The organism is Pantoea hericii (genome assembly GCF_014155795.1).
Taxonomy (GTDB): domain Bacteria; phylum Pseudomonadota; class Gammaproteobacteria; order Enterobacterales; family Enterobacteriaceae; genus Pantoea; species Pantoea eucalypti.
The window spans coordinates 94320-118518 of the sequence record NZ_SCKV01000004.1 but is presented as its reverse complement, the minus strand read 5'-3'; the positions used below and the strand labels follow the sequence as shown (position 1 = coordinate 118518).

Below are 24199 nucleotides of genomic sequence, written 5' to 3'. Positions count from 1 at the left end.
TGTTTCTGTGAGATTGGAAACCTGCTGCTGCCCGCCTGATACACGAGCTGATTGCGCCATACCATAACGGAAAAGCGGGCAGCGCGTAAGCCTGTGTGTGACGCACTGCGCGTTTTTCAGCCGGAGGCTCAGCGTGGCGTGAAGCGATAACGCGTCACCGATTCCCAGCGATCTCCCGGCTGCAGCCAGCAATCAGGCTGAGGCCACTCAGCGTGATTAGGCGAATCCGGTAAAAATTCACTCTCCAGCGCAATGCCCTGAAAGGCATTATAGCTCGCCTGCTCACGGGCACGGGTGCCCGCCAGATAGTTGCCGGAGTAGAACTGCAACGCCGGGGCCGAGGTAGTCACGCTGAGCTGTAATTTTCCATCTTCTGACCAGAGTTCTGCCGCAGGCTGACTCTCGTCGCCGGCGCTGTTCAGCAGAAACGCGTGGTCATAGCCCTTTACTGCACGCTGGTCGTCATCTGCCAGGAAATCCTGCGCCACGACTTTAGCGTTGCGGAAATCAAAGCTGGTATCGGCGACCGCTTTTAGCGGCGCATTCGGAATGCCTTCGCTGTCGACCGGTAAATACTGGTCGGCGTGCAGTTGTAAGCGATGCTGGCGGACATCGCCATGATGCGCATCAAGATTAAAGTAAGCATGGTTGGTCAGATTGACCGGGCAGGACTGATCGCAACGCGCTTCATAACTGATGCTCAGGCAGTTCTGATCATCCAGCTGATAGCGCACGTCAGCAATCAGATTGCCCGGATAGCCCTGATCGCCATCCGGTGAATCGATGCGGTAATGCACTTCGCTGTCAGACTGACTGACAATTTGCCAGCGGCGTTTATCAAAGCCTTCCGGTCCGCCATGCAGCTGATGTACGCCCTGGTTAGGCACCAGCTGACGGTTAAGTTTATTGAGTTTTGCGCCAGCGATGCGGTTAGCGTAGCGGCCCACGGTGGCGCCCAGATAGGCATCCTGGTGCAGATAGTCAGAGGGCGTGGCGCAGCCGAGCAGCGCTTCACGCACCGTGCCATCCTGCATCGGTACGCGGGCAGAGAGCCAGGTCGCCCCCCAGTCCATAAAAGTTGCCAGCATGCCGTTGGCATTGCGCAGCACGGTTATGCGCCACGGCTGACCGTCGGGCGCATGGGAGTTGACGTCATTCAGCATTGGCCGGCTCCTTCAGAGGCTTTACAGACGTAGAAGGTCTCTTTGATGCCGGTCGCGGCTTCATACTGTTCTGCCACGGCGGCTTTAACCTGATCGATGAGGTCCAGTGGCATCAGTGCCACGATGCAGCCACCAAAGCCGCCGCCGGTCATACGGACGCCGCCGCGCTCACCAATCTGCGCTTTCACGATCTCAACCAGCGTATCGATCGGCGGCACGGTGATTTCGAAATCGTCACGCATTGAGGCGTGAGAGTCGGCCATCAGCTGGCCCATACGGGTCAGGTCGCCCTGCGTCAGCGCATCGGCGGCTTCCAGGGTACGGGCGTTCTCGGTCAGAACGTGACGCACGCGTTTGGCGACCTGTGGATCGAGCTGCGACTGTGCCGCTTCAAACTCGGCCAGTTCAACGTCACGCAGCGCTTTCTTATTGAAGAAACGCGCGCCCGCTTCACACTGCTCGCGGCGGGTGTTGTATTCGCTGCCGACCAGCGTACGACGGAAGTTGGAGTTGATGATCACCACCGCGATATCTTCCGGCATCGACACCGGACGGGTGCCCAGGGTGCGGCAGTCGAGCAGCATAGCGTGATCTTTCTGGCCCAGTGCGGAGATCAACTGGTCCATGATGCCGCAGTTACAGCCAACGAACTGGTTCTCCGCTTCCTGACCATTAACGGCGATGGCTGCGCCATCCAGCGGCAGGTTATAGAGCTGCTGTACCACGGTGCCGACCGCCACTTCCAGCGAGGCCGATGAGCTGAGGCCCGCCCCCTGTGGCACATTGCCGCTGATCACCATGTCGATGCCGCCGAAATCGGCGTGACGCTTCTGCAGATGTTTCACCACGCCACGCACATAGTTGGCCCACATCGGTTCCTGCACGCTGACAATCTCTTCATCCAGCGAGAACGTGTCCTGCGCATTCTCATAATCGGCAGCGACCACGCGAATCTGGCGATCGTCACGGCGGGCACAGGCGATGACCGTCTGATAATCGATAGCGCACGGCAGCACGAAGCCGTCGTTATAGTCAGTGTGCTCGCCAATCAGATTAACGCGGCCCGGTGCCTGAATGGTATGGGTGGCAGCGTAGCCAAATGCGTCAGAAAAAAGCTGCTGCGTGATGGTTTTTAAGCTCATTGTTGTGCCTCACGGAAGTGAACGTCGCTGACAGAACGCAGACGTTCCGCCGCCTGTTCCGCCGTTAAATCGCGTTGGGTTTCGGCCAGCATTTCATAGCCAACCATAAATTTACGCACCGTTGCTGAACGCAGCAGCGGAGGATAGAAGTGAGCGTGCAGCTGCCAGTGATCGTTGGCTTCGCCATTAAACGGCGCGCCGTGCCAGCCCATTGAGTAGGGGAAGGAGCACTGGAACAGATTGTCGTAGCGGCTGGTCAGCAGCTTAATGGCTTTTGCCAGGTCGGCGCTCTGGGCTTCGCTGAGGTCCGTCAGCTGTTTAACGTGCGCTTTCGGCAGCAGCAGCGTTTCAAACGGCCAGGCCGCCCACCATGGCACCACGGCCAGCCAGTGTTCGGTTTCCACCACGGTGCGGCTGCCATCCTGCTGCTCACGGGCCAGATAATCGACCAGCATCGGCGAGCCATGTTTAGCGAAATAGTCGCGCTGATGATCATCTTCACGCTGCGCTTCATTTGGCAGGAAGCTGTTGGCCCAGATCTGACCGTGCGGATGCGGGTTGGAGCAGCCCATCGCCGCGCCTTTGTTCTCAAACACCTGCACCCACGGGTAGTGCTGACCCAGATCGGCGGTCTGCGCCTGCCAGGTGCGCACCACTTCCTCCAGCGCGCTCAGTGACATCTCCGGCAGCGTTTTACTGTGATCGGGCGAGAAGCAGATGACCCGACTGGTGCCGCGTGCGCTTTCACAGCGCATCAGGATATCGTCGCTCTCGGGCGCGTCAGGCGTGTCGGTCATCAGTGCGGCAAAGTCGTTGGTAAAGACGTACGTGCCCGCATAGTCCGGGTTTTTATCGCCGGTAATGCGGGTATTTCCGGCACACAGGAAGCAGTCCGGATCGTGCGCCGGTAAAGTATTGACCGCCGGGGTTTCCTGCGCGCCTTGCCACGGACGTTTGGCCCGATGAGGTGAAACTAAAATCCATTGATCAATCAGTGGATTGTAACGGCGATGCGGGTGATCGACCGGGTTGAATTTTTCCATGTGAGATCCTGGTAAGCGTCAAAAGCCAAAGAGGCATCGGTAAAAAGTAGCACATCAGCGCGCCCGAAAGCGTGATCAAGTCTGGATAAATGGTATCGTTTACACAAGCTGAATATTCTTATTTCGAGGCATTGTGTGCGGTTATGCGGCGTTAAAGACGGTGCTGAATGGTAGCGCTTACACCGATGTGCTTTAAAACGCCGCGGTAGCGGCGTTGAAGGACGTGATGTGAAAGCTTTAGCGCACCGTTTCCTGCTGAAAAACGTAGCCGCCATTATCGGGAACAAAGCTCAGGCGATGTGTGATACAGGCGGGCGCATCTTCAGCGTGATGCGAAACGAACAGCAACTGAGTCCGCCCTTCGCCAATCAGCACATCCACAAAGCGCCGCACCAGCTGGCGGTTAATCGGGTCCAGTCCCTGAAGTGGCTCATCCAGAATCAGCAGCGTCGGATGCTTAACCAGTGCGCGGGCAATCAGCACCAGTCGCTGCTGTCCCCAGGAGAGTGAGTGGAACGGCGCATCGCCCAGCCGGTTATCCATTCCCAGCAGCGTCAGCCATTGCTGTGTCAGCGCTTTTTGCCGGTCAGATGCCGCCTGATAGAGACCGATAGAGTCGAAGAAGCCCGACAGAATGACCGTTCGCACATTGGTGCTGACGCGGTAATCAAGATGCAGGCTGCTGCTGACATAGCCAATATGCTGTTTGATCTCCCAGATGGTTTCGCCGCTGCCGCGACGGCGCCCAAACAGGGTTAAATCATTGCTGTAGCCCTGCGGGTGATCGCCGGTCACCAGGCTGAGCAGGGTCGATTTTCCGGCACCGTTTGGTCCGATGATCTGCCAGTGTTCGCCGGCGTTGACCTGCCAGTTCAGCCCCTGAATCACCGGCTGATCGTTGTAGGAGACGGTGCCGTTGCGCAGAATAACGCGCGGGGCATCATCTGTCAGTGAGGGTAACTGATCCGGCGCATCCGCCTCGGGTAACGCCATTCCCATCAGCTGTTCACTGTGCGCCAGCTGTGCCACCAGTGCTTCCGTTAAAATGGCCTGGCGCGGCCCGCTGTGGGTGAGGGTACATTCTGCCAGTACGCCAACCTGCTGAATGAAATCGGGAATGTCGTCAAAGCGATTGAGCACCAGCACCAGGGTAAACGCGGGATGCTGCAGGCTGCGCAGCGTGTCGGTCAGGCTGGCGCGTGACGCCACATCCAGTCCGTCAAATGGCTCATCCAGAATCAGCAGATCGGGCTCGCTCATCAGCGCCTGGCAGAGCAGGGTTTTACGGGTTTCGCCGGTGGAGAGATATTTGAAGCGACGGGACAGCAGCGGTTCAATGCCAAACTGCCGGGCAAGCTGTTTGCAGCGATCGGGCTGCTGCACCTCCGCCTGAATCACCTCTGCCACGGTCAGTCCGGTATCTTCTTCGCCTTCGCTGAGCATATCGGTGTTGTTACGCTGCCACTCCTGCGCCACCAGGGTCTGTAACTGCTCCAGCGACAGCCGGACCGGCTTTCTGAAATCGCTGCTGACGGAACCGGCCAGCGGTGGCAGTTCACCGGAAAGCGCGCGCGCCAGAGAGGATTTACCGCTGCCGTTGGCACCGACAAAAGCCCAGCTTTCGCCGCGCTGCAGTTCCACCTGATTCAGGTTCAGTGTCCGTGTATCGCTAAGATGAAACGTGCCTTGCAAAATCTGCAATGAATCCATGATCTGTTCCATTTTTTGCATCGTGTCACTGAGTTGTAACCATTGCCCGTAATGAAGTCAAATCAACGGCTAGAGCAGGGTAGCGACAATGGCATTTTCCGCGTTAAAGCTGGCAATCACAGCGTCGCCTGGCTGAAGCTTCAACTGCTGCAGCTGATCGTGACTCAGGGTGGCGCACAGGGTTTCGCCGCTGGCAAGCTGCATCAGCACTTCGCTCATCTGCTCACCGGGCTCGATGGCACTGACGGTGGCTGGAAGCTGATTATCTTCTTCCGCGGCGTCACGGCTGATACGGATCCACGGGGCTTTAATCAGTACCAGCACCTCTTTACCTGCCGCCAGTTGCAGACGATCGGCGCTGCGCTGGGTCAGCGCCACATTGAGCTGTGTGACGCCATCAGCAAGCTGAATCATAAGATGCTGGACCACCTGCTGCGCATCGTTGCTGATCACGGTGCCAAACAGTTGATTGCGGGCGCTGGTCTGCAGAGAGAAGCGGGCGATGGCCGCCAGCAGACTGTCGAGCGGCAGCGTATCCTGCTGCAGGGCATCGAACGCTTTCTGCTGAATCTGTTCCATCAGCTGAAACAGCTGTATCAGGCGTTCACCGTAGCGGGTCAGCGTGGCACCGCCGCCGCCTTTACCGCCCGTTGCCCGCGCCACCAGCGTTTCATCCGCCATCTGGTTCATCTCATTGATCGCATCCCAGGCACTTTTGTAGCTGATGCCCGCCAGCTTCGCCCCCTGACTGATCGATCCGGTCTGTTGCACGCGTTTCAGCAGCTCAATACGCCGGGGATCGGCAAACAGTTTCTGTTGTAAACGGATATGAAGGGACAGTTCGGCTTCCATGACAGCTCCGGCAAAGGGTTAAGGCGAAGGCCGATGATAGCGGCGTTTTGTGACCAAAGTAAAAGCACGAAAAGGGCTGCGCAAAATTTTCCTGACCCGTTACAATCACTTTTTTGTTAGCAGAGTGAGACTCTCCATGCTGGAATTACTGAAAAGCCTCGCCTTCGCCGTCCTGATGGTGCCTGTGGTGATGGCGCTGATGCTGGGTATGATTTATGGCCTGGGTGAAGTGTTTAACGTCATTTCTAAAATTGGTCATCGCGAAAAATCCTCAGCCCGTTCGCACAATTAATTGCTGCCACGCCCGCCATCGTCGCGGGCGTGGTCGTTATTATTCCTCTCTGATTTAACCTTTTGTTCCTCCTGCCGATAATTTACTGAACCTCCCGGTCATTGCGTTATATTATCCACTACACAACGTATAGCCGGAGAACATCATGTCATTGAATTACACTCGCTGGGGCGCAGCGGCGCTGATCACTGTTTCGCTGGCCGGGCAGGTTGTGGCCGCCGATAACATTACCGTGTTTGCCGCAGCGTCACTGACCAACGCGATGCAGGATATTGCCAGTCAATACAAGCAGGAAAAAGGGGTGACGGTGGTCTCTTCATTCGCCTCATCGTCAACGCTGGCCCGCCAGCTGGAGCAGGGTGCGCCTGCCGACCTGTTTATCTCTGCCGATCAGCAGTGGATGGATGATGCGGTGGTGAAAAAAAGCGTGATCACCCGCACTCGCTACACGCTGCTGGGCAACGATCTGGTGCTGATTGCACCACGCAGTGCGCCAGCTAAAGCGGTGACGCTGGACGCAAAGACCGACTGGAAAACACTGCTGCACGGTGAACGTCTGGCGGTTGGCGATCCGGACCATGTTCCGGCCGGCATCTACGCCAAAGAGGCGCTGCAAAAGCTGGGCGCCTGGGAAAGCGTTGCGCCTGTGTTAGCGCCAGCCAATAATGTGCGTGCGGCACTGGCGCTGGTGGAGCGAAACGAAACACCTTATGGCATTGTCTATGGCTCGGACGCTGTTGCCAGCGACAACGTGCAGGTGGTCGGGCGTTTTCCGGCAAACAGCCATAAACCGGTGGAATATCCGATGGCGATCGTGAACGAGCACGACAATGCGACTGTTAAAGCGTTTTATGATTATCTGAAAGGACCGCAGGCCGCGGCTATCTTCAAACACTACGGATTCACACCGACGAAATGATACTCAGCGATCCCGAATGGCAGGCGGTACTGCTTAGCCTTAAAGTCTCTGGCATAGCCGTGCTGGGCAGTCTGCCGTTTGGCATCCTGATGGCCTGGATTCTGGTGCGCTGCCGTTTTCCCGGCAAAGCGCTGCTCGACAGCCTGATCCACCTGCCGCTGGTGCTGCCGCCGGTGGTGGTGGGTTATCTGCTGCTGATTAGCCTGGGCCGGCGCGGCATCATTGGCGAAAAGCTTTTTGACTGGTTCGGTTTCAGCTTTGCTTTCAGCTGGCGTGGCGCCGCACTGGCGTCTGCCGTCATCGCCTTTCCGTTGATGGTGCGTGCCATCCGGCTGGCGCTGGAGGCGGTGGATATCCGGCTGGAGCAGGCGGCCCGCACGCTGGGTGCCGGGCGCTGGCGGGTCTTTTTCACTATCACGCTGCCGCTGACGCTGCCTGGCGTGATTGTCGGGACGGTGCTGGCGTTTGCCCGTTCGCTGGGTGAATTCGGGGCCACCATCACCTTTGTTTCCAATATTCCCGGCGAGACGCGCACGCTTCCGCTGGCGATGTTTACCCTGATAGAGACTCCCGGTGCAGAGGGCGCGGCGGCGCGCCTGTGCGTTATCGCTATCGTGCTGGCGCTGGCGTCACTGCTGGCGTCGGAATGGCTGGCTCGCGCAGGCCGTAAGCGGATGGGAAGCTGATGTTATCACTTAACTTTATGCAGCAGCAGGGCGATCACCAGCTGGAGGTTGACCTGCAGATCCCGGCCAAAGGGATCACCGCTATTTTTGGTGTTTCCGGTGCCGGTAAGACGTCCCTGATTAACGCGATTAGCGGGCTGACCCAGCCGCAGCGCGGGCGGATCCAGCTTAACGAGCGTCTGCTGTTTGATGCGGAGCAGAAAATTGCGCTGCCGCCTGAAAAACGACGCATTGGTTACGTGTTTCAGGATGCGAGGCTGTTCCCGCACTACCGGGTTCGTGGCAACCTGCAATACGGTATGGCGCCGGCAATGAAAGCGCAGTTCGACAGCCTTGTGTCGCTGCTGGGTCTGGAGGCGTTGCTGCCGCGCTTTCCGCTGTCGCTGTCTGGCGGGGAAAAGCAGCGGGTCGCGATAGGCCGTGCGCTGTTGACCGCACCGGACATGCTGCTGCTGGATGAGCCGCTGGCGTCGCTGGATCTGCCGCGCAAACGTGAACTGATGCCGTATCTGCAAAAACTGGCGAAACAGGTCGATATTCCGATGCTTTACGTTTCTCACAGTCTGGATGAGATCCTGCATCTGGCGGATAACGTGCTGGTGCTGGATGCGGGCAAGGTCAAGGCCTTTGGTCCGCTTGAGCGGGTCTGGAGCAGCAGCGCGATGCGGCCGTGGCTGCCAGTAAGCGAACTGACCAGCGTACTGCGGGTGCTGGTGCTTGAGCAGCATCCCGACTATCCAATGACCGCGCTGTCGCTGGGCGACCAGCATATCTGGGTCAGCCGGGTGAATCAGCCGGTGAAAACGCCACTGCGTATTCGCATCGCCTCTTCTGATGTCTCGCTGGCGCTGCAACCGCCGCAACACAGCTCCATCCGCAACATTTTACCTGCACAGGTGGTAGAACTGCTGGAGGTCGGCGATCAGGTGGAAGTGAAGCTGCGTATTGGTATCAGCGAGCTCTGGGCGCGCATTACGCCGTGGGCGCGTGATGAACTGGGCATCCGGCCGGATCAGTGGCTCTATGCCCAGATCAAAAGCGTCTCCGTGACGCCCTGATTACAACACGTACTGACGGAGGGTATCGGCAATACCGGTTTCAAGGTTGGTGCCGATCACCCGCTTCGCCCGCGCTTTGATCGCGTCGTCGGCATTGCCCATCGCCACACCCAGCCCGGCCGTTTCCAGCATGCTGAGATCGTTGTAGTTATCTCCGAATGCGATCACATCAGACATGTCCAGCCCCAGTGATTCAACCCACTGCGCCAGCCGTTTGCCTTTGCTATTGCCGCCTTTCGCAATATCCACCTGATCGTGCCATGACCATTCGCAGGCCAGACCCAGCTCCGCTTCGGCGCGGGTGGCGAACTGCTGCAGTTCCTCATGATTGTCGTGCGACAGGGCAAACTTCCAGATCGAACCGGCGTCACGCGCCGCCTGCGCTAAGTCGGGCACCTGAATGAACAGCGGACGCTGATGAGCAGGCAGTGATTCGGCCCACTTCAGTGTGCGCATCACGTGACCGGTCGGCGTCTGATAAAGCATTGCATCATCCACGTAGAGCAACCCGTGAATACGCTGCTGGTCCAGCATCTCAATGACCTGTAACGCCAGTTGCGGGTCCATGGGATCGGACGCCAGCACCTTTTTTGCCTGGTAATCATACAGGTAGGTACCATTACAGCAGATTGCGGGGGTATCCAGCTGTAACGCCTGATAAAAAGGATGAATAGCGCAGTGATGGCGTCCGGTGACGATAGCGACATGAACGCCCGCCTGTCGGGCCTGGTTTAACACATCGATTGACTGCGGCAGAATCGTCTTGGCTGGGGTCAGCAGCGTGCCGTCGAGGTCGAGGGCAATTACACGGTAGCTCATTAATCCTCACGTTTTTCCAGGTTTGCAGGGGCTGAAGTCTACACCTGACCACGGCCCGGAGACAAAAAACAGGGCACAAATGATTCCAGCGTAGGGCAATAAAACGCGCTACAGTGATTCAAAGATCATGACAAGGCAGCAAAAAAGGAGAATGCATGAAACAGGTTGTTTACACCGCCAGTCCCGAGAGCCAGCAGATTCACGTCTGGCAGATGAATAATGAGGGTGCGCTGACGTTGCTTCAGGTGACCGATGTCGCCGGCCAGGTTCAGCCGATGGTGGTGAGTCCGAAACGCGATTTTCTCTATGTCGGCGTGCGTCCCAATTTTCGCGTGCTGGCGTTTAAGATTGCCGCTGATGGCACGCTGACCGAAGCGGGTCAGGCACCGTTGCCCGGCAGTCCGACCCACATTTCCACCGATCGTGAGGGCCGGTTCCTGTTCTGCGGCTCCTACAATGATGCCTGCGTCAGCGTCAGCCCCATTGGCGATGACGGCATTCCGCAGGCTCCGCTGCAGGTGATCAACGGTCTGGATGGCTGCCACTCGGCCAACATCGACACTGACAATAAGACCCTGTATGTGCCGGCACTGAAGCAGGATCGTATCTGTCTGTTCTCGCTGGGCGCTGACGGTCAGCTGACGCCGCGTAAGCAGGCGCAGGTCACGACAGTAGAAGGCGCTGGCCCGCGCCACATGCAGTTCCATCCGGGCGGTCAGTTCGCTTATTGCGTAAATGAGCTCGACAGCACGGTTGAGGTCTGGGCATTAAATACGGGTGAAGGTGAAGCAGAAAGCGTGCAGACGCTGGATATGATGCCACCGGATTTCACCGGTACGCGCTGGGCTGCGGATATTCACCTGACGCCGGATGGCCGTTTCCTCTACGCCTGCGATCGCACCAGCAGCACTCTGGCGGTGTTCAGCGTCAGCGAGCTGGGTGACGAGCTGACCCTGGAAGGGTTCCAGCCGACAGAAACACAGCCGCGCGGATTCAATATCGATCACAGCGGACGCTATCTGGTGGCAGCGGGACAGAAATCGCATCACATCGAAGTCTATGCGATTAGCGAACCAAAAGGGCTGTTACAGCCGCTGGGACGTTATGCAGTAGGGCAGGGCCCGATGTGGGTCGTGATTCATCAGTTGCAGGCGTAACGCACCACGAAAAATGCCTCTCCCGGGCGGGAAAGGCGTGGCTGCCAGCTGTGAGATCCTGCAGACACAGGGAACAGGGTCAGATCGGAAAGACGCAAAAGCCGCCATCCATGGCATGCTCGACCCGCGCCATCCCTGGCACGGGACGCTTTCCTCCTCTGACCCTGTTCCCTGCAATTTAAGCTAACGCGTTGCTGCCAGATCATTCAGCTTTAGGCTTGTCAGTGGTCAGTCTTACTGAATTACTGATAATTCACGGTCAGCGAGGCGCTCGCCAGTGCGTGGAAATGCACATTAAAGCCGACCATTGCGCCGCTGGCGCCTTCATCCACCTCAATCGTCTCCACATCCAGCGCATGTACGGTGAAAATGTAGCGATGGGTTTCACCCTGCGGCGGCGCCGCGCCACCGTAGCCCGCCTGACCGAAATCGGTACGGGTCTGAATTGCGCCTGCTGGCAGTGACGCTTTGCCGGAACCGGCACCCTGTGGCAGTGACGTGGTGCTGGCCGGAATATTCGCCACCACCCAATGCCACCAGCCTGAACCGGTCGGCGCATCAGGATCGTAGCAGGTCACCACGAAACTTTTGGTGCCTTCCGGCGCCGCTTCCCAGGCAAGATGGGGAGAGATATTCTCGCCCTGATAACCCATGCCGTTGAAAACATGCTTTTCAGGCATCTTCTCGCCGTCATTAAAATCCTGACTAAAAACGCGCATCACATCTCCTCAATTGTCGATGAATAGCCTTTCATCATAACCAAAAGCGCCACCAGTGCCAGCGGTCAGCCCGCTTCAGGCAGCAAAATGTTGCGAATGTTCCAGCGCGCCGCCTATCGCCTGCACCAGCTGACTCAGTGCCTGTGGCGTGATGATGTAGGGCGGCATCAGGTAGATCAGACGACCAAATGGCCGGATCCAGACGCCCTGTTCAACAAAGAACTGCTGCAGCGCCGCCATGTTGACCGCCTGATGCGTTTCCACCACGCCAATTGCGCCCAGCACGCGCACATCAGCCACCTGCGGTGAGTTGCGTAGCGGCAGCAGCTCAGCGCGCAGCTGCTGTTCAATGGCGGCCACCTGATGCTGCCAGTCTCCTTCCGCCAGCATGGTCAGGCTTTCTGCCGCGACCGCGCAGGCCAGCGGGTTGCCCATAAAGGTCGGGCCATGCATGAAACAGCCTGCCGCGCTGCGACTGATGGTGTCGGCCACGTCACGGGTGGTCAGCGTCGCCGCCAGCGTCATCATGCCGCCGGTCAGCGCTTTACCGACGCAGAGTATATCCGGCGTGATGTCCGCGTGTTCACAGGCGAAGAGTTTGCCGGTGCGGCCAAAGCCGGTTGCGATCTCATCGGCGATCAGCAGCACGCCATAGCGATCGCAGGCTTCCCGCACCTGCTGCAGATAGCGTGGATGGTAGAAACGCATGCCGCCCGCACCCTGTACTATTGGCTCCAGAATCACCGCCGCCAGCTGCCGGTGATGCTGTTCAATCAGACGGGCGAAATCATCGAAATCGCGCTCGTCCCACTCATCATCAAAGCCGCAGGCGGGAGCCGCCGCAAAGTGATGCTCCGGCAGATAGCCGCGCCACAGGCTGTGCATTGAGTTCTCAGGATCGCACACCGACATCGCGGCAAAGGTATCGCCGTGATAGCCGCGTTTCAGCGTCAGGAACTGCTGGCGGGTTTCGCCCCGACCCAGCCAGTACTGCAGCGCCATCTTCATCGACACTTCCACCGCCACCGAGCCGGAATCGGCCAGGAAAACGCACTCCAGCGGCTCAGGCGTTATCGCCACCAGCTGACGGCAGAGCGCCACCGCCGCCGGGTGGGTAATGCCGCCAAACATCACGTGCGACATCTGTGTGACCTGCTCCGTCAGCGCCCGGTTCAGGCGGGGATGGTTATAGCCGTGGATCGCCGCCCACCATGATGACATCCCATCTACCAGCTCACGGCCATCGGCCAGTTGCAGCTGAAAACCCTGCGCGGTAACAACCGGATAGCAGGGCAGTGGATTCTGCATTGAGGTGTAGGGATGCCAGATATGCTGGCGGTCAAAACGGGCATCATCTGAGGAAAAAACAGGGGTAGTCATCGGAGTTGTAAACCAAAATAAAAAAATATAGTTTACAAGTATACCCCTGCTTTTCGTCGGGATGACACCCTTTTCTGGAGTAAGTAATGGCTCAACGCTGGACAATTGCACAGGCACAAGCGCTGTTTGATCAACCTTTTCTCGAACTGATGTTTCAGGCGCAACAGGTGCATCGTCAGCACTTCGACCCGCGCCAGGTGCAGGTCAGTACCCTGCTGTCGATTAAAACCGGTGCCTGTCCGGAAGATTGCAAATACTGCCCGCAGAGCGCGCGCTATAAAACCGGCCTGGAGTCGGAGCGTCTGATGGAAGTGGAAGAGGTGCTGACCTCCGCGCGTCAGGCCAAAGCCGCGGGTTCAACCCGTTTCTGCATGGGAGCCGCGTGGAAAAACCCGCACGAGCGCGATATGCCTTACCTGGAAAAGATGGTCGAAGGCGTGAAGGCGATGGGCATGGAAACCTGCATGACGCTGGGCACGCTCAGCGACGACCAGGCGCAGCGCCTGGCGGGCGCGGGCCTCGATTACTACAACCATAACCTCGACACCTCGCCGGAATTCTATGGCTCCATCATCACCACCCGCAGCTATCAGGAACGTCTGGATACGCTGGGTAAAGTGCGTGACGCCGGGATCAAAGTCTGTTCGGGCGGCATCGTTGGCCTGGGCGAAACCGTGAACGACCGTGCAGGTTTGCTGGTGCAGTTAGCCAACCTGCCGACACCACCGGAGAGCGTGCCGATCAACATGCTGGTGAAAGTGAAAGGTACACCGCTGGCGGATAACGATGACGTCGAACCATTCGATTTTATCCGCACCATCGCGGTGGCGCGGATCATGATGCCGACCTCGCATGTGCGTCTCTCCGCGGGCCGCGAGCAGATGAGCGAGCAGACCCAGGCGATGTGCTTTATGGCCGGGGCGAACTCGATTTTCTACGGCTGCAAACTGCTGACCACACCGAATCCGGAAGAGGATAAAGACCGCGTGCTGTTCCGCAAACTGGGGCTGAACCCGGAACATACTCACACCCAGCATGGCGATCAGCAGCAGGAACAGCAACTCAGCGAGCAGCTGTTTCATGCCGATACTGAACATTTTTACAACGCGGCACTGTAATGAGCTGGCAGCAACGACTCCGGCAGGGGCTGGCGCAGCGCCGTGCGGCTGATGGCTGGCGGCAGCGTCGGGTTATCTATGAGCAATCGACCCGCACACTGCAGAGCGGTGGCCGCAACTATCTTCACTTCTCCAGCAATGACTATCTCGGCTTAACCCGCCATCCGGCGGTGATAGCCGGCTGGCAGCAGGGTGCGGCGCTGGCAGGCGCGGGGGCGGGCGCTTCAGGGCATGTCACCGGTTATCACCGTCAGCACGCCGATCTTGAGGCGCAACTGGCCGACTGGCTCGGCTATGACTGTGCGCTGCTGTTCATCTCTGGCTTTGCCGCCAATCAGGCGGTGATTCATCTGCTGGGTGAGAAAAACGATCGTATCCTGGCCGATAAGCTCAGCCATGCCTCGCTGCTCGACGCTGCCAGCCACAGCCCGGCGCAGCTGCGTCGTTTCAGTCACAACGCACCTGAGAGTCTGGCGGCGCGGCTCGCATTACCCTGCGAGGGGGAAACGCTGGTTGTGACCGAGGGCATTTTCAGCATGGATGGTGACAGCGCGCCGCTGGCTGCACTGGCGCAACAGACGCGCCAGGCTGAGGGCTGGCTGCTGGTGGATGATGCGCACGGCATCGGTGTGGTGGGTGAGCAGGGGCGCGGCAGCTGCTGGCTGCAGGGCGTTAAACCGGAACTGCTGGTGGTCACTTTTGGCAAAGCCTTTGGCGTCAGCGGTGCCGCGCTGCTCTGTGATGCGGAGACTGCCGACTATTTCCTGCAGTTCAGCCGGCATCTGATCTACTCCACCGCGATGCCCGCCGCGCAGGCTGTTGCACTGCAGGCGGCGCTGCAGGTCATTCAGCAGGGCGATGCATTGCGCCAGCAGCTGCAGCAGAACATCCGGCATTTCCGGCGCGGCGCAGCCTCACTGCCGTGGCAACTGATGAACTCAGAGAGTGCGATCCAGCCGCTGCTGGTGGGTGAAAATAGCGATGCGATGGCGCTCTCTCAGCGTCTGGCTGAAGCGGGCTGCTGGGTCAGCGCCATCCGGCCGCCCACCGTGCCGCCGGGAACGGCACGGCTGCGCATTACCCTGACGGCGGCACATCGCCCGGACGATATCGATCGGTTACTGGAGGTGCTGCATGACGCTGCGGATTGATAAGCAGGCGGTTGCACGCGCTTTTGGCCGGGCGGCCAGCCATTACGATGCCCATGCGGCGCTGCAACGCCTTAGCGGCGATGCGCTGCTGGCTCTCGCACCGGCTCACAGCGGGGTTCAACTGCTGGATGCCGGATGTGGCACCGGCTGGTACAGCAGGCTGTGGCGCGAACGCGGCAAACAGGTGACGGCACTGGATCTCTCGCCACAGATGCTGCAACAGGCGCGGGATAACGACGCGGCGCACTGCTATCTGGCGGGCGACATCGACGCGCTGCCGCTGGCGGATAACAGCATCGACCTGGTATGGAGCAACCTGGCGGTGCAGTGGAGTGAAGATTTGCCCGGCGCGCTGCGCCAGTTCCGGCGGGTGCTGCGACCCAATGGCACGCTGCTGTTTTCCACGCTGGGCGACGGTTCGCTGCAGGAGGTTCATGAAGCCTGGTCTCATCTGGATGCGTTGCCGCACGCCAACCGCTTTCTTAGCGAGCCGCAGATTGCAGCGGCCTGCCAGGCAGAGCAACTGCGTTGCAGCTCAGAGGAGGTGACGCTGCATTTCCCCGATGCGCTCAGCGCCATGCGATCCCTGAAGGGGATTGGGGCAACCCATCTGCATCAGGGCCGCGACGGGCAGATACTTACCCGGCGACGGCTTAACCAGTTAGAGGCGCACTGGCCGCGCGATCGGCACGGTTATCGCCTGAGTTACCATTTAATTTATGGAGTCACGCTTTCATGAAACGGTTTTTTATTACCGGCACCGACACTGAAGTCGGTAAAACTGTCGCCAGCGGCGCACTGTTGCAGGCCGCTGCCACAGCAGGCTTTCGCTGTGCGGGCTATAAGCCGGTTGCGTCGGGCTGTGAGATGACACCAGAGGGGATCCGCAACAGCGATGCGCTGGCGTTGCAGCGATTCAGCAGTGTGCCGTTAACCTATCAGCAGGTGAATCCGCTGGCGTTTATGGAACCCACCTCGCCGCACATCGTCAGCGCTGAAGAGGGCAGACCGATTACCCATCTGGCCCTGTCAGCCGGTCTGGCGGCGCTGGAGCCACTGGCGGACTGGATTCTGGTGGAGGGCGCGGGCGGCTGGTACACGCCGCTGTCAGAGACACACACCTACGCAGACTGGGTAGTCAGGGAAAAGCTGCCCGTGATTCTGGTGGTGGGAATTAAGCTCGGCTGCATCAACCACGCGATGCTCACCGCAGAGGCGGTGCGGGCGCGTGGCCTGCCGCTGGTGGGATGGATCGCCAACACCGTGGAACCGCCTGGCAAACGCTATCCGGAGTATCTCACCAGCCTGAAAAACCGACTGCCTGCGCCCTGTCTGGGCACAATTCCGTATCTTACCGATGCGGCGCAGCAGGCGTCATGTGGTCACTACCTGACGCTTCCGGCGTAAGCCTCAGGCCACCGTCAGCCACTTATCGACGGTGTGGTCATCCAGCTGTTCCATGCTGCCCTGCGCCACATTGCGACCGCGGTGCAGCAGCAGAAAATAGTCTGCCACGCGACGGATCAGCGACAGTCGCTGTTCAAGGAGCAGGATGGTCAGCCCGTAGTCGAGATTAAGACGACGAATCAGGTTGCCCATCTCCTCTTCCAGCCACGGCGACATCCCGTCAGTCGGCTCATCCAGAATCAGCAATTTGGGCTGCAGCACCAGTGCGCGCGCCAGGGCCAGCTGTTGCTGTTGATCGATCGGCAGATCGCCGCTGCGCTGCTGTCGCAGTGAATAAAGCGCCGGAAACAAATCAAATACCATTTCGGGAATGGCGCGATGGCGATCACGCTGGCTGGCCCCCGCCAGCAGGGCAATCAGCAGGTTATCTTCCACGCTCATCTGCGTAAAAATATGGCGGCCCTGTGGAACATAGCCAATGCCCATCTGTGCCCGCTGTTCAGCGGGCTGCAGCAGAAGATCTTCTGGCGGTGAGCCATCCTCTTTCCAGGAGATAGAGCCGCTGTTAATCGGCAGTCTGCCCATGATGCAGTTGACCAGCGTGGTTTTCCCCATGCCTTGACGACCCAGAACGCCCGTGCAGGTGCCAGGTGCCAGATCCAGATCCACATCCCACAGAATATGGTTCTGACCGTAAAATTGATTGACCGAACGTAGACTCAGCATCTGACACTCTCCTTCCCGATCATTAGCCTGATTGCATCCGCTCTCTGTCGTCTGGCAAACAAGTCATCAGCAACAGCTGTCTCGCTATTGCAGCACAGTGCGCGTGAAGCGCGTTGACGCCAGTCATTCCTGCAATTCTCAGGCCAGATCTAAAAACGGTCCTGATTCCGGCCGGGATGCCATGTTTAAGGGATAAAAGTTGAGAAAAACTTATCAATTCCCCACGGTGGTCACGCCGCTGCACTTTTGCAGTGCCTCGGGGCGCTGTTTCTGGTGCAGACGGTGTGTTAAGAGGCAATAAGTCTGATTAAGAATCTTAGTGGATTGATGAAAATTTGCGTGATACATCAGGTGGACGATGAAAAATGCAGAATATTCCGTCAGCGGCTGACGTGAAATTTAACGCAAAAAAAATTATTTTCGAGGCGATGAAGGAGCAGGGAAAAATTATACACAGCTGATGGCGGCGGGGCTGCCATCACTTATCCACCATTCCTGTGGATAACCTTGTGCATTAGGTAATGAAAACCAGTTGGAAGCGAGGAAATACGCGGCCTGGTAACATTATGACGAGAATCTGGCCTTGTGACCTAAAGTAAATTAAATCAGTAGGTTATCAAAAAACAAGCCTGCGAATTATCTGTCAGGTAACCGAACTGTAATTTTGTGACGCTCTATTGACAAATGTTAAATCTGATCCGGGTCTGGGGATAACATTGCGCAACAGACTTTGTGCAATCGCTACGACGTCGCCGGTTCAAAAAGTCTCATTGTGCTGACATTAACAATGCATCATTACTGTTTTTATATCCAGTATTATTTTCTGGCAAAATCACCATAGCAGAGTAAAATAAGTGCCTGCCCGCCGACTTCTCCAGCAGGAACTGCATTCATGACCAAAGCCTTTAAATTGAATTCCGCCTTCAAACCTTCGGGCGATCAGCCTGAGGCGATCCGTCGCCTGGAAGAGGGGCTGGAGGATGGACTGGCCCATCAGACCTTATTGGGTGTGACGGGTTCTGGTAAGACCTTTACCGTCGCCAACGTGATTGCCGACCTCAACCGCCCGACAATGGTGCTGGCCCCGAACAAGACGCTGGCCGCTCAGCTTTATGGCGAGATGAAAGAGTTTTTCCCGGATAACGCCGTCGAGTTTTTCGTCTCTTACTACGATTATTACCAGCCTGAAGCCTATGTACCGAGCTCGGACACTTTTATTGAAAAAGATGCATCGGTTAACGAACACATTGAGCAGATGCGTCTCTCGGCCACTAAGGCGCTGCTGGAGCGGCGCGACGTTATCGTCGTCGCGTCGGTTTCGGCAATCTATGGTCTGGGCGATCCCGATCTCTATCTGAAAATGATGCTGCACCTCACCCGCGGCATGATTATTGATCAGCGTAGCATCCTGCGCCGCCTGTCAGAATTGCAATACACCCGTAACGATCAGGCGTTTCAGCGCGGTACTTTCCGCGTGCGTGGTGAAGTGATCGATATTTTCCCGGCAGAGTCGGACGATATTGCGCTGCGCGTTGAACTGTTTGATGAAGAGGTGGAGCGTCTGTCGCTGTTTGACCCGCTGACCGGTCAGATCGATTCTGTGGTGCCGCGTTTTACCATTTACCCAAAGACGCACTATGTCACGCCACGCGAGCGCATTCTGCAGGCAATGGAAGATATTAAAGTCGAGCTGGCGGACCGCCGCCGGGTGCTGCTTGAGAATAATAAGTTGCTGGAAGAGCAGCGCATTACCCAGCGTACCCAGTTTGACCTGGAGATGATGAGCGAACTGGGCTACTGCTCTGGCATCGAGAACTACTCGCGCTATCTTTCCGCACGTGGACCGGGCGAAGCCCCGCCGACACTGTTTGATTATCTGCCGGCGGATGGCCTGCTGGTAGTGGATGAGTCACACGTCACCATTCCGCAGATTGGCGGCATGTACAAAGGTGACCGGGCGCGTAAAGAGACGCTGGTTGAGTATGGCTTCCGCCTGCCGTCGGCGCTGGATAACCGTCCGATGAAGTTTGAAGAGTTTGAAGCACTGGCGCCGCAGACCATCTATGTTTCTGCCACGCCGGGCAAATATGAGCTGGAAAAATCGGGCGACGAAGTGGTCGATCAGGTGGTACGTCCTACCGGCCTGCTGGACCCCATCATTGAAGTGCGCCCGGTCGGGACTCAGGTCGACGATTTGCTGTCAGAAATCCGTCAGCGCGTGGCAATCAACGAACGTGTGCTGGTCACGGTGCTGACCAAACGCATGGCTGAAGATCTCACCGAGTATCTGACGGAGCATGGCGAGAAGGTGCGTTATCTGCACTCCGATATCGACACTGTGGAGCGTATGGAGATTATTCGCGACTTACGTCTGGGGGAGTTTGATGTGCTGGTGGGCATCAACTTACTGCGTGAGGGGCTGGATATGCCGGAAGTCTCTCTGGTCGCGATACTGGATGCGGATAAAGAGGGCTTCCTGCGTTCTGAACGATCGCTGATTCAGACCATTGGTCGTGCGGCGCGTAACATCAACGGTAAGGCGATTCTTTACGGCGATAAAATTACGCCGTCGATGGCACGCGCCATTGAAGAGACCGAGCGTCGCCGTGAGAAGCAGCAGCTACACAACGAGCAAAACGGCATTGTGCCGCAGGGGCTGAACAAGAAGATCACCGATATTCTGGAACTGGGTAACAACATAGTGAAAACCCGCGGCAAAGCGAAACCGGCACGTCCTGGCGAAGCCCAGGCACTGGCCGATTTCAAGCTGCTAACGCCGCAGGCTCTGCAGAAAAAGATTCACGAGCTGGAAGGGCAGATGCAGCAACACGCGCAGAACCTGGAGTTCGAACAGGCGGCAAATGTGCGCGATCAGCTGCATGAGCTGCGAACGCTGTTTATTGCGGCCTCGTAGCGCCGTCAAAGCCCTGAATGGCGTGTTCCAGCGCCACCCGTAATAGCTGGCGGTCGTGACGATATTTGATGTCGGCGGCCTCCAGCGGTTCCCGGACAATCAAACGGTTTTCAATGCCCTCTGTTGCCACTGACGGGCCGACCACCACCGCATCAATGACTCGCTTGCCAATGTAACGCTCCATCATCTGAAGCTTATCAGCCACAGACAGACTGGCGGCAGCGGGACTGAGCTCACGGCCCAGATTGCCGATAAACACCATGGTGGCGGGCGTGCGACGCAATGCCTGCGCCATCTCTTCCATCAGCAGAATCGGCATCAGGCTGGTGTAAAAACTGCCTGGACCAATCAGGATCAGATCCGCGTCACCTATCGCCTGCAATGCTTCCCGCGTGGGCTGGACATTAGGATGGAGCATCAATTCCTGTGGCGGCTGTTTCATCTCGTCAATGGCGGTTTCACCGTAAACCATATTGCCTTCGGCATCCATCGCCACGAGATCCACCGGCTGTTCTGACATCGGGATTAAAAAGGCATCCACTTTCAGCAGGTTGCGGATGATATTAATCGCTTCAAGCGGACGTACGCTCAAATGATCCAGCGCCCGCAGCATAAGGTTACCGAGATTGTGTCCGGCCAGTTCGCCGTTACCGGCAAAGCGATACTCAAACATCGCTGAGGCGACGCTGGGTTCCGCAATCAGCTGGTTGAGGCAGTTACGCATGTCGCCCCAGGCGATCCCGCCTTCGGAGCGGCGAATACGGCCGGTTGATCCACCGTTGTCGGTGGTGGTGACGATACCGGTGAGACGCGAACCCAGCGGGGAAAGGGCCGACATCACGCGGCCTAAACCGTGTCCGCCTCCCAGTGCCACAACGCGATCAAGATCGGCCAGTGTGCGATTCATACTTCTCCTTAAAATCCGTTCGCGTGGCGAGGCTCTAAACGCTAAGCCCGCGCGGATGACATGCGTCAAAATCTGGATCGCATTTTAACGTATCCTGTCGCTAACATGCGGTGAAAATTCGATATGTATAAGAATATATAGCGAAAAGAGCACATGGAAGAGTGGCGAAATACACGCTACCATCATGCTTACCGCGCTGATCAACGGGTCAGCGTACACTCAAGCCTGAATGCCTAAGTCTGCGGATAGGGGGTTCAGGCCGTAGCCATCGAGCTGCCAGGGTGCAGGAAGAAATGACTGCATCTCCCAATCTGGAAAGGTGTTCTGGTGTCACAATTTACTGATGCATACGCGCGTAAGTTCTATTACCTGCGCCTGTCGGTCACGGATGTCTGTAATTTCCGCTGTACCTACTGCCTGCCTGACGGCTACAAACCGCAGGGAATTCGTAACAAAAGCTTTCTCTCTCTGGATGAAATCCGCCGTGTCACGCGGGCCTTCGCCGCTGCCGGCACCGAAAAAGTGCGGCTGACCGGCGGTGAGCCGTCGCTGCGCCGTGATTTCACCGACATCATTGCGGCGGTCCGTGAAAACGCTTCTATCCGCCAGATCGCGGTGACCACTAACGGCTACCGGCTGGCGCGTGATGTGAAGCAGTGGCGCGATGCGGGTTTAACCGCACTTAACGTCAGCGTCGACAGTCTGGATGCCCGTCAGTTTCACGCTATTACCGGTCAGGATAAATTCCATCAGGTGATGAGCGGCATCGATGCCGCGCTGGACGCCGGTTTTCGCCAGGTCAAAGTCAATAGTGTGCTGATGCGTGATCTCAACAGCCGTAATCTGGCGACGTTCCTCGACTGGATCCGCACCCGCCCGATCCAGCTGCGTTTTATCGAACTGATGGAAACCGGCGACGGCGGCACGCTGTTCCGCGATCAGCACGTTTCCGGCATGGTGATCCGCGATCAACTGATCGCCCAGGGCTGGCAGCGCCGCGAAAGTGGACGCAGTGACGGGCCGGCGCAGGTCTTTTACCATCCCGATTATGTCGGCGAGATTGGCCTGATCATGCCTTACGCCAAAGATTTCTGTGCCAGCTGCAACCGTCTGCGCGTCTCAGCGCACGGTAATCTGCACCTGTGCCTGTTTGGTGACGGCGGCGTACCGCTGCGCGACCTGCTGGCGTCCGATGAGCAGCAGGCCGAACTACAGGCGCGCATTGCCAGCAGCCTGGGGCAGAAAAAGCAGACCCACTTCCTGCATCAGGGCAACACCGGCATCACACAGAATCTCTCTTACATTGGCGGCTAATTTCAGGAGGAAGTATGGGTAAACCAGCCAGCGAATTTCAGGCATTGCAGATGGCGGTGATGACGGTGTCAGATCGTCGCGATGCCAGCAACGATACCTCCGGCGACTACCTGCGCGAGGCGGCAGCAGAAGCGGGCCATGAGGTGGTTGATCACGCCATCGTGCCGGATAATCTCTACCGCATCCGCGCCACCGTGTCGCGCTGGATCGCCAGTGAAGATGTACAGGTGGTGATTATTAATGGCGGCACCGGCTTTAACCTGAAAAACAGCACGCCGGAAGCCCTGCTGCCACTGTTTGATCGCGAGATTGACGGCTTTGGCGAACTGTTCCGGATGGTCTCCTATGAAGAGATTGGCGGTTCAACATTGCAGTCGCGCGCCGTTGCCGGTCTGGCTAACGGGACGCTGATTCTGGCTGTGCCGGGATCAACCAGCGCCTGCCGTACTGCCTGGGAGCGGATTATTGCTGACCAGCTTGATGCGCGCACCGCGCCCTGTAATTTTGTCTCACATCTGAAGAAACGGTAAGAACGGTAAGTATGTCTCAACTCACACACATTAACGCCGCTGGCGAAGCGCACATGGTGGATGTCTCCGCCAAAGCTGAAACCGTGCGAGAAGCGCGGGCAGAAGTGCTGGTGCTGATGCAGCCTGAAACGCTGCAGATGATTATGGAAGGCAGCCACCACAAAGGGGATGTCTTTGCCACGGCGCGCATCGCCGGGATTCAGGCAGCAAAACGCACCTGGGAGCTGATTCCGCTCTGTCATCCGCTGATGCTGAGCAAAGTGGAAGTGAATCTGGAAGCGGAACCGGATCATAATCGGGTTCGCATTACCACGCTCTGTCGCCTCACCGGCAAAACCGGCGTCGAGATGGAAGCGCTGACGGCCGCCTCGGTTGCCGCCCTCACCATCTACGACATGTGCAAAGCGGTACAGAAAGATATCGTCATCGATCAGTTGCGTTTAATCAGCAAGAGCGGCGGTAAAAGCGGCGATTTCCAGGCGGTCGCGCATGATTAAGGTGCTGTTTTTTGCCCAGGTGCGTGAGCTGACCGGCACGGCATCACTTGAGGTCGGTGCTGATTACCCGGATGTGGCCACGCTGCGTAGTGCGCTGGCCGACCGCAACGATCGCTGGGCGCTGGCGCTGGAGTCAGGCAAACTGCTGGCGGCGGTCAATCAGACGCTGGTGCCGATGACGCATCCGCTGCACGCCGGGGATGAAGTCGCCTTTTTCCCGCCCGTGACCGGAGGCTGAGATGGAAACGCAGATTCGCGTTGGCCCTGCACCCTTTGATATGGCGGAAGCGTATCGCTGGCTGGCGGCCTGTGATGAAGATGGTGCGGTGGTAACCTTTACCGGCAAAGTCCGCAACCACAATCTGGGTGATAACGTGGCGGCGTTGACGCTGGAGCACTATCCCGGCATGACCGAAAAAGCGCTGCAGGAGATTGTGGATGCGGCGCGCGAACGCTGGCCACTGCAACGGGTTACCGTGATTCATCGCGTCGGCGAACTGTTTCCCGGCGATGAAATCGTGCTGGTGGGTGTGACCAGTGCGCATCGCAGCAGCGCCTTTTCTGCCGCAGAGTTCATCATGGATTACCTGAAAACCCGCGCCCCCTTCTGGAAGCGTGAAGCGACTGAGCAGGGCGATCGCTGGGTGGACGCCCGCGACAGCGATCAGCAGGCAGCTCAGCGCTGGGACTAAGGC

At 57.9% G+C, this 24199-nt stretch carries 25 protein-coding genes and 1 riboswitch; of the genes, 15 read left to right on the top strand and 10 right to left on the bottom strand.

The window, feature by feature from the left end:
• Positions 1 to 128: 128 nt before the first annotated feature.
• The 5 genes from galM to modE form a co-directional block, all read right to left on the bottom strand.
• Complete coding sequence (gene galM, locus H7K52_RS10090; RefSeq protein ID WP_003851891.1) at positions 129 to 1163, bottom strand: galactose-1-epimerase; 1035 nt, start codon at positions 1161 to 1163, stop codon at positions 129 to 131.
• Entirely contained in the window at positions 1157 to 2305 is a 1149-nt protein-coding gene (galK, locus tag H7K52_RS10085) for a galactokinase (RefSeq protein ID WP_182630000.1), read from the bottom strand. The genes galM and galK overlap by 7 nt, the downstream gene beginning before the upstream one ends.
• Positions 2302 to 3348: a galactose-1-phosphate uridylyltransferase gene (gene galT / locus H7K52_RS10080; protein WP_039659199.1), complete on the bottom strand. Its 1047-nt coding sequence runs from the start codon at positions 3346 to 3348 to the stop codon at positions 2302 to 2304. The genes galK and galT overlap by 4 nt, the downstream gene beginning before the upstream one ends.
• 237 nt (positions 3349 to 3585) lie before the next feature.
• Entirely contained in the window at positions 3586 to 5058 is a 1473-nt protein-coding gene (gene modF, locus H7K52_RS10075; RefSeq protein WP_182629999.1) for a molybdate ABC transporter ATP-binding protein ModF, read from the bottom strand.
• Between the two features lie 69 nt (positions 5059 to 5127).
• On the bottom strand, positions 5128 to 5910 hold the full coding sequence (modE, locus tag H7K52_RS10070) for a molybdenum-dependent transcriptional regulator (RefSeq protein WP_003851884.1): 783 nt from the start codon (positions 5908 to 5910) through the stop codon (positions 5128 to 5130).
• A gap of 136 nt (positions 5911 to 6046) precedes the next feature.
• Here modE and H7K52_RS10065 point away from each other — a divergent pair, with 136 nt between their 5' ends.
• The 4 genes from H7K52_RS10065 (at position 6047) to modC (ending at position 8865) form a co-directional block, all read left to right on the top strand.
• Positions 6047 to 6202, top strand: a complete 156-nt coding sequence (locus tag H7K52_RS10065) for an AcrZ family multidrug efflux pump-associated protein (RefSeq protein ID WP_008925042.1) — start codon at positions 6047 to 6049, stop codon at positions 6200 to 6202.
• A 145-nt stretch (positions 6203 to 6347) separates the two neighbouring features.
• Positions 6348 to 7121, top strand: coding sequence for a molybdate ABC transporter substrate-binding protein (gene modA, locus H7K52_RS10060; protein WP_008925043.1), 774 nt, complete (start codon positions 6348 to 6350; stop codon positions 7119 to 7121).
• Complete coding sequence (modB, locus tag H7K52_RS10055) at positions 7118 to 7807, top strand: molybdate ABC transporter permease subunit (RefSeq protein WP_008925044.1); 690 nt, start codon at positions 7118 to 7120, stop codon at positions 7805 to 7807. Before modA ends, modB begins: the two co-directional genes overlap by 4 nt.
• On the top strand, positions 7807 to 8865 hold the full coding sequence (modC, locus tag H7K52_RS10050; protein ID WP_003851877.1) for a molybdenum ABC transporter ATP-binding protein ModC: 1059 nt from the start codon (positions 7807 to 7809) through the stop codon (positions 8863 to 8865). The genes modB and modC overlap by 1 nt, the downstream gene beginning before the upstream one ends.
• Here the strand turns inward: modC and H7K52_RS10045 are convergent, their stop codons facing one another.
• On the bottom strand, positions 8866 to 9684 hold the full coding sequence (locus H7K52_RS10045) for a pyridoxal phosphatase (protein ID WP_003851875.1): 819 nt from the start codon (positions 9682 to 9684) through the stop codon (positions 8866 to 8868).
• 155 nt (positions 9685 to 9839) lie between these two features.
• Between H7K52_RS10045 and pgl the strand changes: the two genes are divergently transcribed.
• Positions 9840 to 10841, top strand: coding sequence for a 6-phosphogluconolactonase (gene pgl, locus H7K52_RS10040; RefSeq protein ID WP_182629998.1), 1002 nt, complete (start codon positions 9840 to 9842; stop codon positions 10839 to 10841).
• Positions 10842 to 11083: 242 nt separating this feature from the next.
• Here the strand turns inward: pgl and H7K52_RS10035 are convergent, their stop codons facing one another.
• The gene (locus tag H7K52_RS10035) at positions 11084 to 11560 is read right to left on the bottom strand and encodes a kinase inhibitor (protein WP_013357177.1); all 477 of its coding nucleotides are present in this window, start codon (positions 11558 to 11560) and stop codon (positions 11084 to 11086) included.
• A gap of 75 nt (positions 11561 to 11635) precedes the next feature.
• Positions 11636 to 12940, bottom strand: coding sequence for an adenosylmethionine--8-amino-7-oxononanoate transaminase (gene bioA, locus H7K52_RS10030; protein ID WP_182629997.1), 1305 nt, complete (start codon positions 12938 to 12940; stop codon positions 11636 to 11638).
• A gap of 86 nt (positions 12941 to 13026) precedes the next feature.
• Here bioA and bioB point away from each other — a divergent pair, with 86 nt between their 5' ends.
• The 4 genes from bioB to bioD are packed head-to-tail and all read left to right on the top strand — an operon-like array spanning position 13027 to position 16616.
• Positions 13027 to 14058, top strand: coding sequence for a biotin synthase BioB (gene bioB / locus H7K52_RS10025; protein WP_039659210.1), 1032 nt, complete (start codon positions 13027 to 13029; stop codon positions 14056 to 14058).
• The gene (bioF, locus tag H7K52_RS10020; RefSeq protein WP_182629996.1) at positions 14058 to 15209 is read left to right on the top strand and encodes an 8-amino-7-oxononanoate synthase; all 1152 of its coding nucleotides are present in this window, start codon (positions 14058 to 14060) and stop codon (positions 15207 to 15209) included. Before bioB ends, bioF begins: the two co-directional genes overlap by 1 nt.
• The gene (bioC, locus tag H7K52_RS10015) at positions 15193 to 15948 is read left to right on the top strand and encodes a malonyl-ACP O-methyltransferase BioC (protein ID WP_003851863.1); all 756 of its coding nucleotides are present in this window, start codon (positions 15193 to 15195) and stop codon (positions 15946 to 15948) included. Before bioF ends, bioC begins: the two co-directional genes overlap by 17 nt.
• Positions 15945 to 16616, top strand: a complete 672-nt coding sequence (gene bioD, locus H7K52_RS10010; RefSeq protein ID WP_003851861.1) for a dethiobiotin synthase — start codon at positions 15945 to 15947, stop codon at positions 16614 to 16616. The genes bioC and bioD overlap by 4 nt, the downstream gene beginning before the upstream one ends.
• 3 nt (positions 16617 to 16619) lie before the next feature.
• Here bioD and H7K52_RS10005 read toward each other — a convergent pair whose 3' ends face one another.
• The gene (locus H7K52_RS10005; protein ID WP_003851859.1) at positions 16620 to 17342 is read right to left on the bottom strand and encodes an ABC transporter ATP-binding protein; all 723 of its coding nucleotides are present in this window, start codon (positions 17340 to 17342) and stop codon (positions 16620 to 16622) included.
• Positions 17343 to 18234: 892 nt separating this feature from the next.
• Between H7K52_RS10005 and uvrB the strand changes: the two genes are divergently transcribed.
• Positions 18235 to 20256, top strand: a complete 2022-nt coding sequence (gene uvrB, locus H7K52_RS10000; RefSeq protein WP_003851852.1) for an excinuclease ABC subunit UvrB — start codon at positions 18235 to 18237, stop codon at positions 20254 to 20256.
• On the opposite strand, the gene H7K52_RS09995 is transcribed toward uvrB, so the two are convergent.
• Positions 20240 to 21163, bottom strand: a complete 924-nt coding sequence (locus H7K52_RS09995) for a gluconeogenesis factor YvcK family protein (RefSeq protein ID WP_003851850.1) — start codon at positions 21161 to 21163, stop codon at positions 20240 to 20242. The genes uvrB and H7K52_RS09995 overlap by 17 nt on opposite strands.
• A 204-nt stretch (positions 21164 to 21367) precedes the next feature.
• Positions 21368 to 21501: riboswitch (molybdenum cofactor riboswitch) on the top strand.
• On the opposite strand from H7K52_RS09995, the gene moaA reads away from it, so the two are divergent.
• The 5 genes from moaA (at position 21491) to moaE (ending at position 24196) form a co-directional block, all read left to right on the top strand.
• Entirely contained in the window at positions 21491 to 22477 is a 987-nt protein-coding gene (gene moaA, locus H7K52_RS09990) for a GTP 3',8-cyclase MoaA (RefSeq protein ID WP_003851849.1), read from the top strand. Its footprint overlaps the riboswitch before it by 11 nt.
• 14 nt (positions 22478 to 22491) lie before the next feature.
• Positions 22492 to 23007 (top strand): molybdenum cofactor biosynthesis protein B, encoded by a 516-nt coding sequence (gene moaB / locus H7K52_RS09985; RefSeq protein WP_008925052.1) that lies wholly within the window; start codon positions 22492 to 22494, stop codon positions 23005 to 23007.
• An 11-nt stretch (positions 23008 to 23018) separates the two neighbouring features.
• A complete protein-coding gene (gene moaC, locus H7K52_RS09980; RefSeq protein WP_008925053.1) occupies positions 23019 to 23504 on the top strand; it encodes a cyclic pyranopterin monophosphate synthase MoaC in 486 nt (161 codons plus the stop codon).
• Positions 23497 to 23742 carry a molybdopterin synthase sulfur carrier subunit gene (gene moaD, locus H7K52_RS09975; RefSeq protein ID WP_003851844.1) on the top strand — a complete coding sequence of 82 codons (246 nt, stop codon included), beginning with the start codon at positions 23497 to 23499 and terminating at the stop codon, positions 23740 to 23742. Before moaC ends, moaD begins: the two co-directional genes overlap by 8 nt.
• A gap of 1 nt (position 23743) precedes the next feature.
• Entirely contained in the window at positions 23744 to 24196 is a 453-nt protein-coding gene (gene moaE, locus H7K52_RS09970; RefSeq protein WP_039659218.1) for a molybdopterin synthase catalytic subunit MoaE, read from the top strand.
• Positions 24197 to 24199 lie beyond the last annotated feature (3 nt).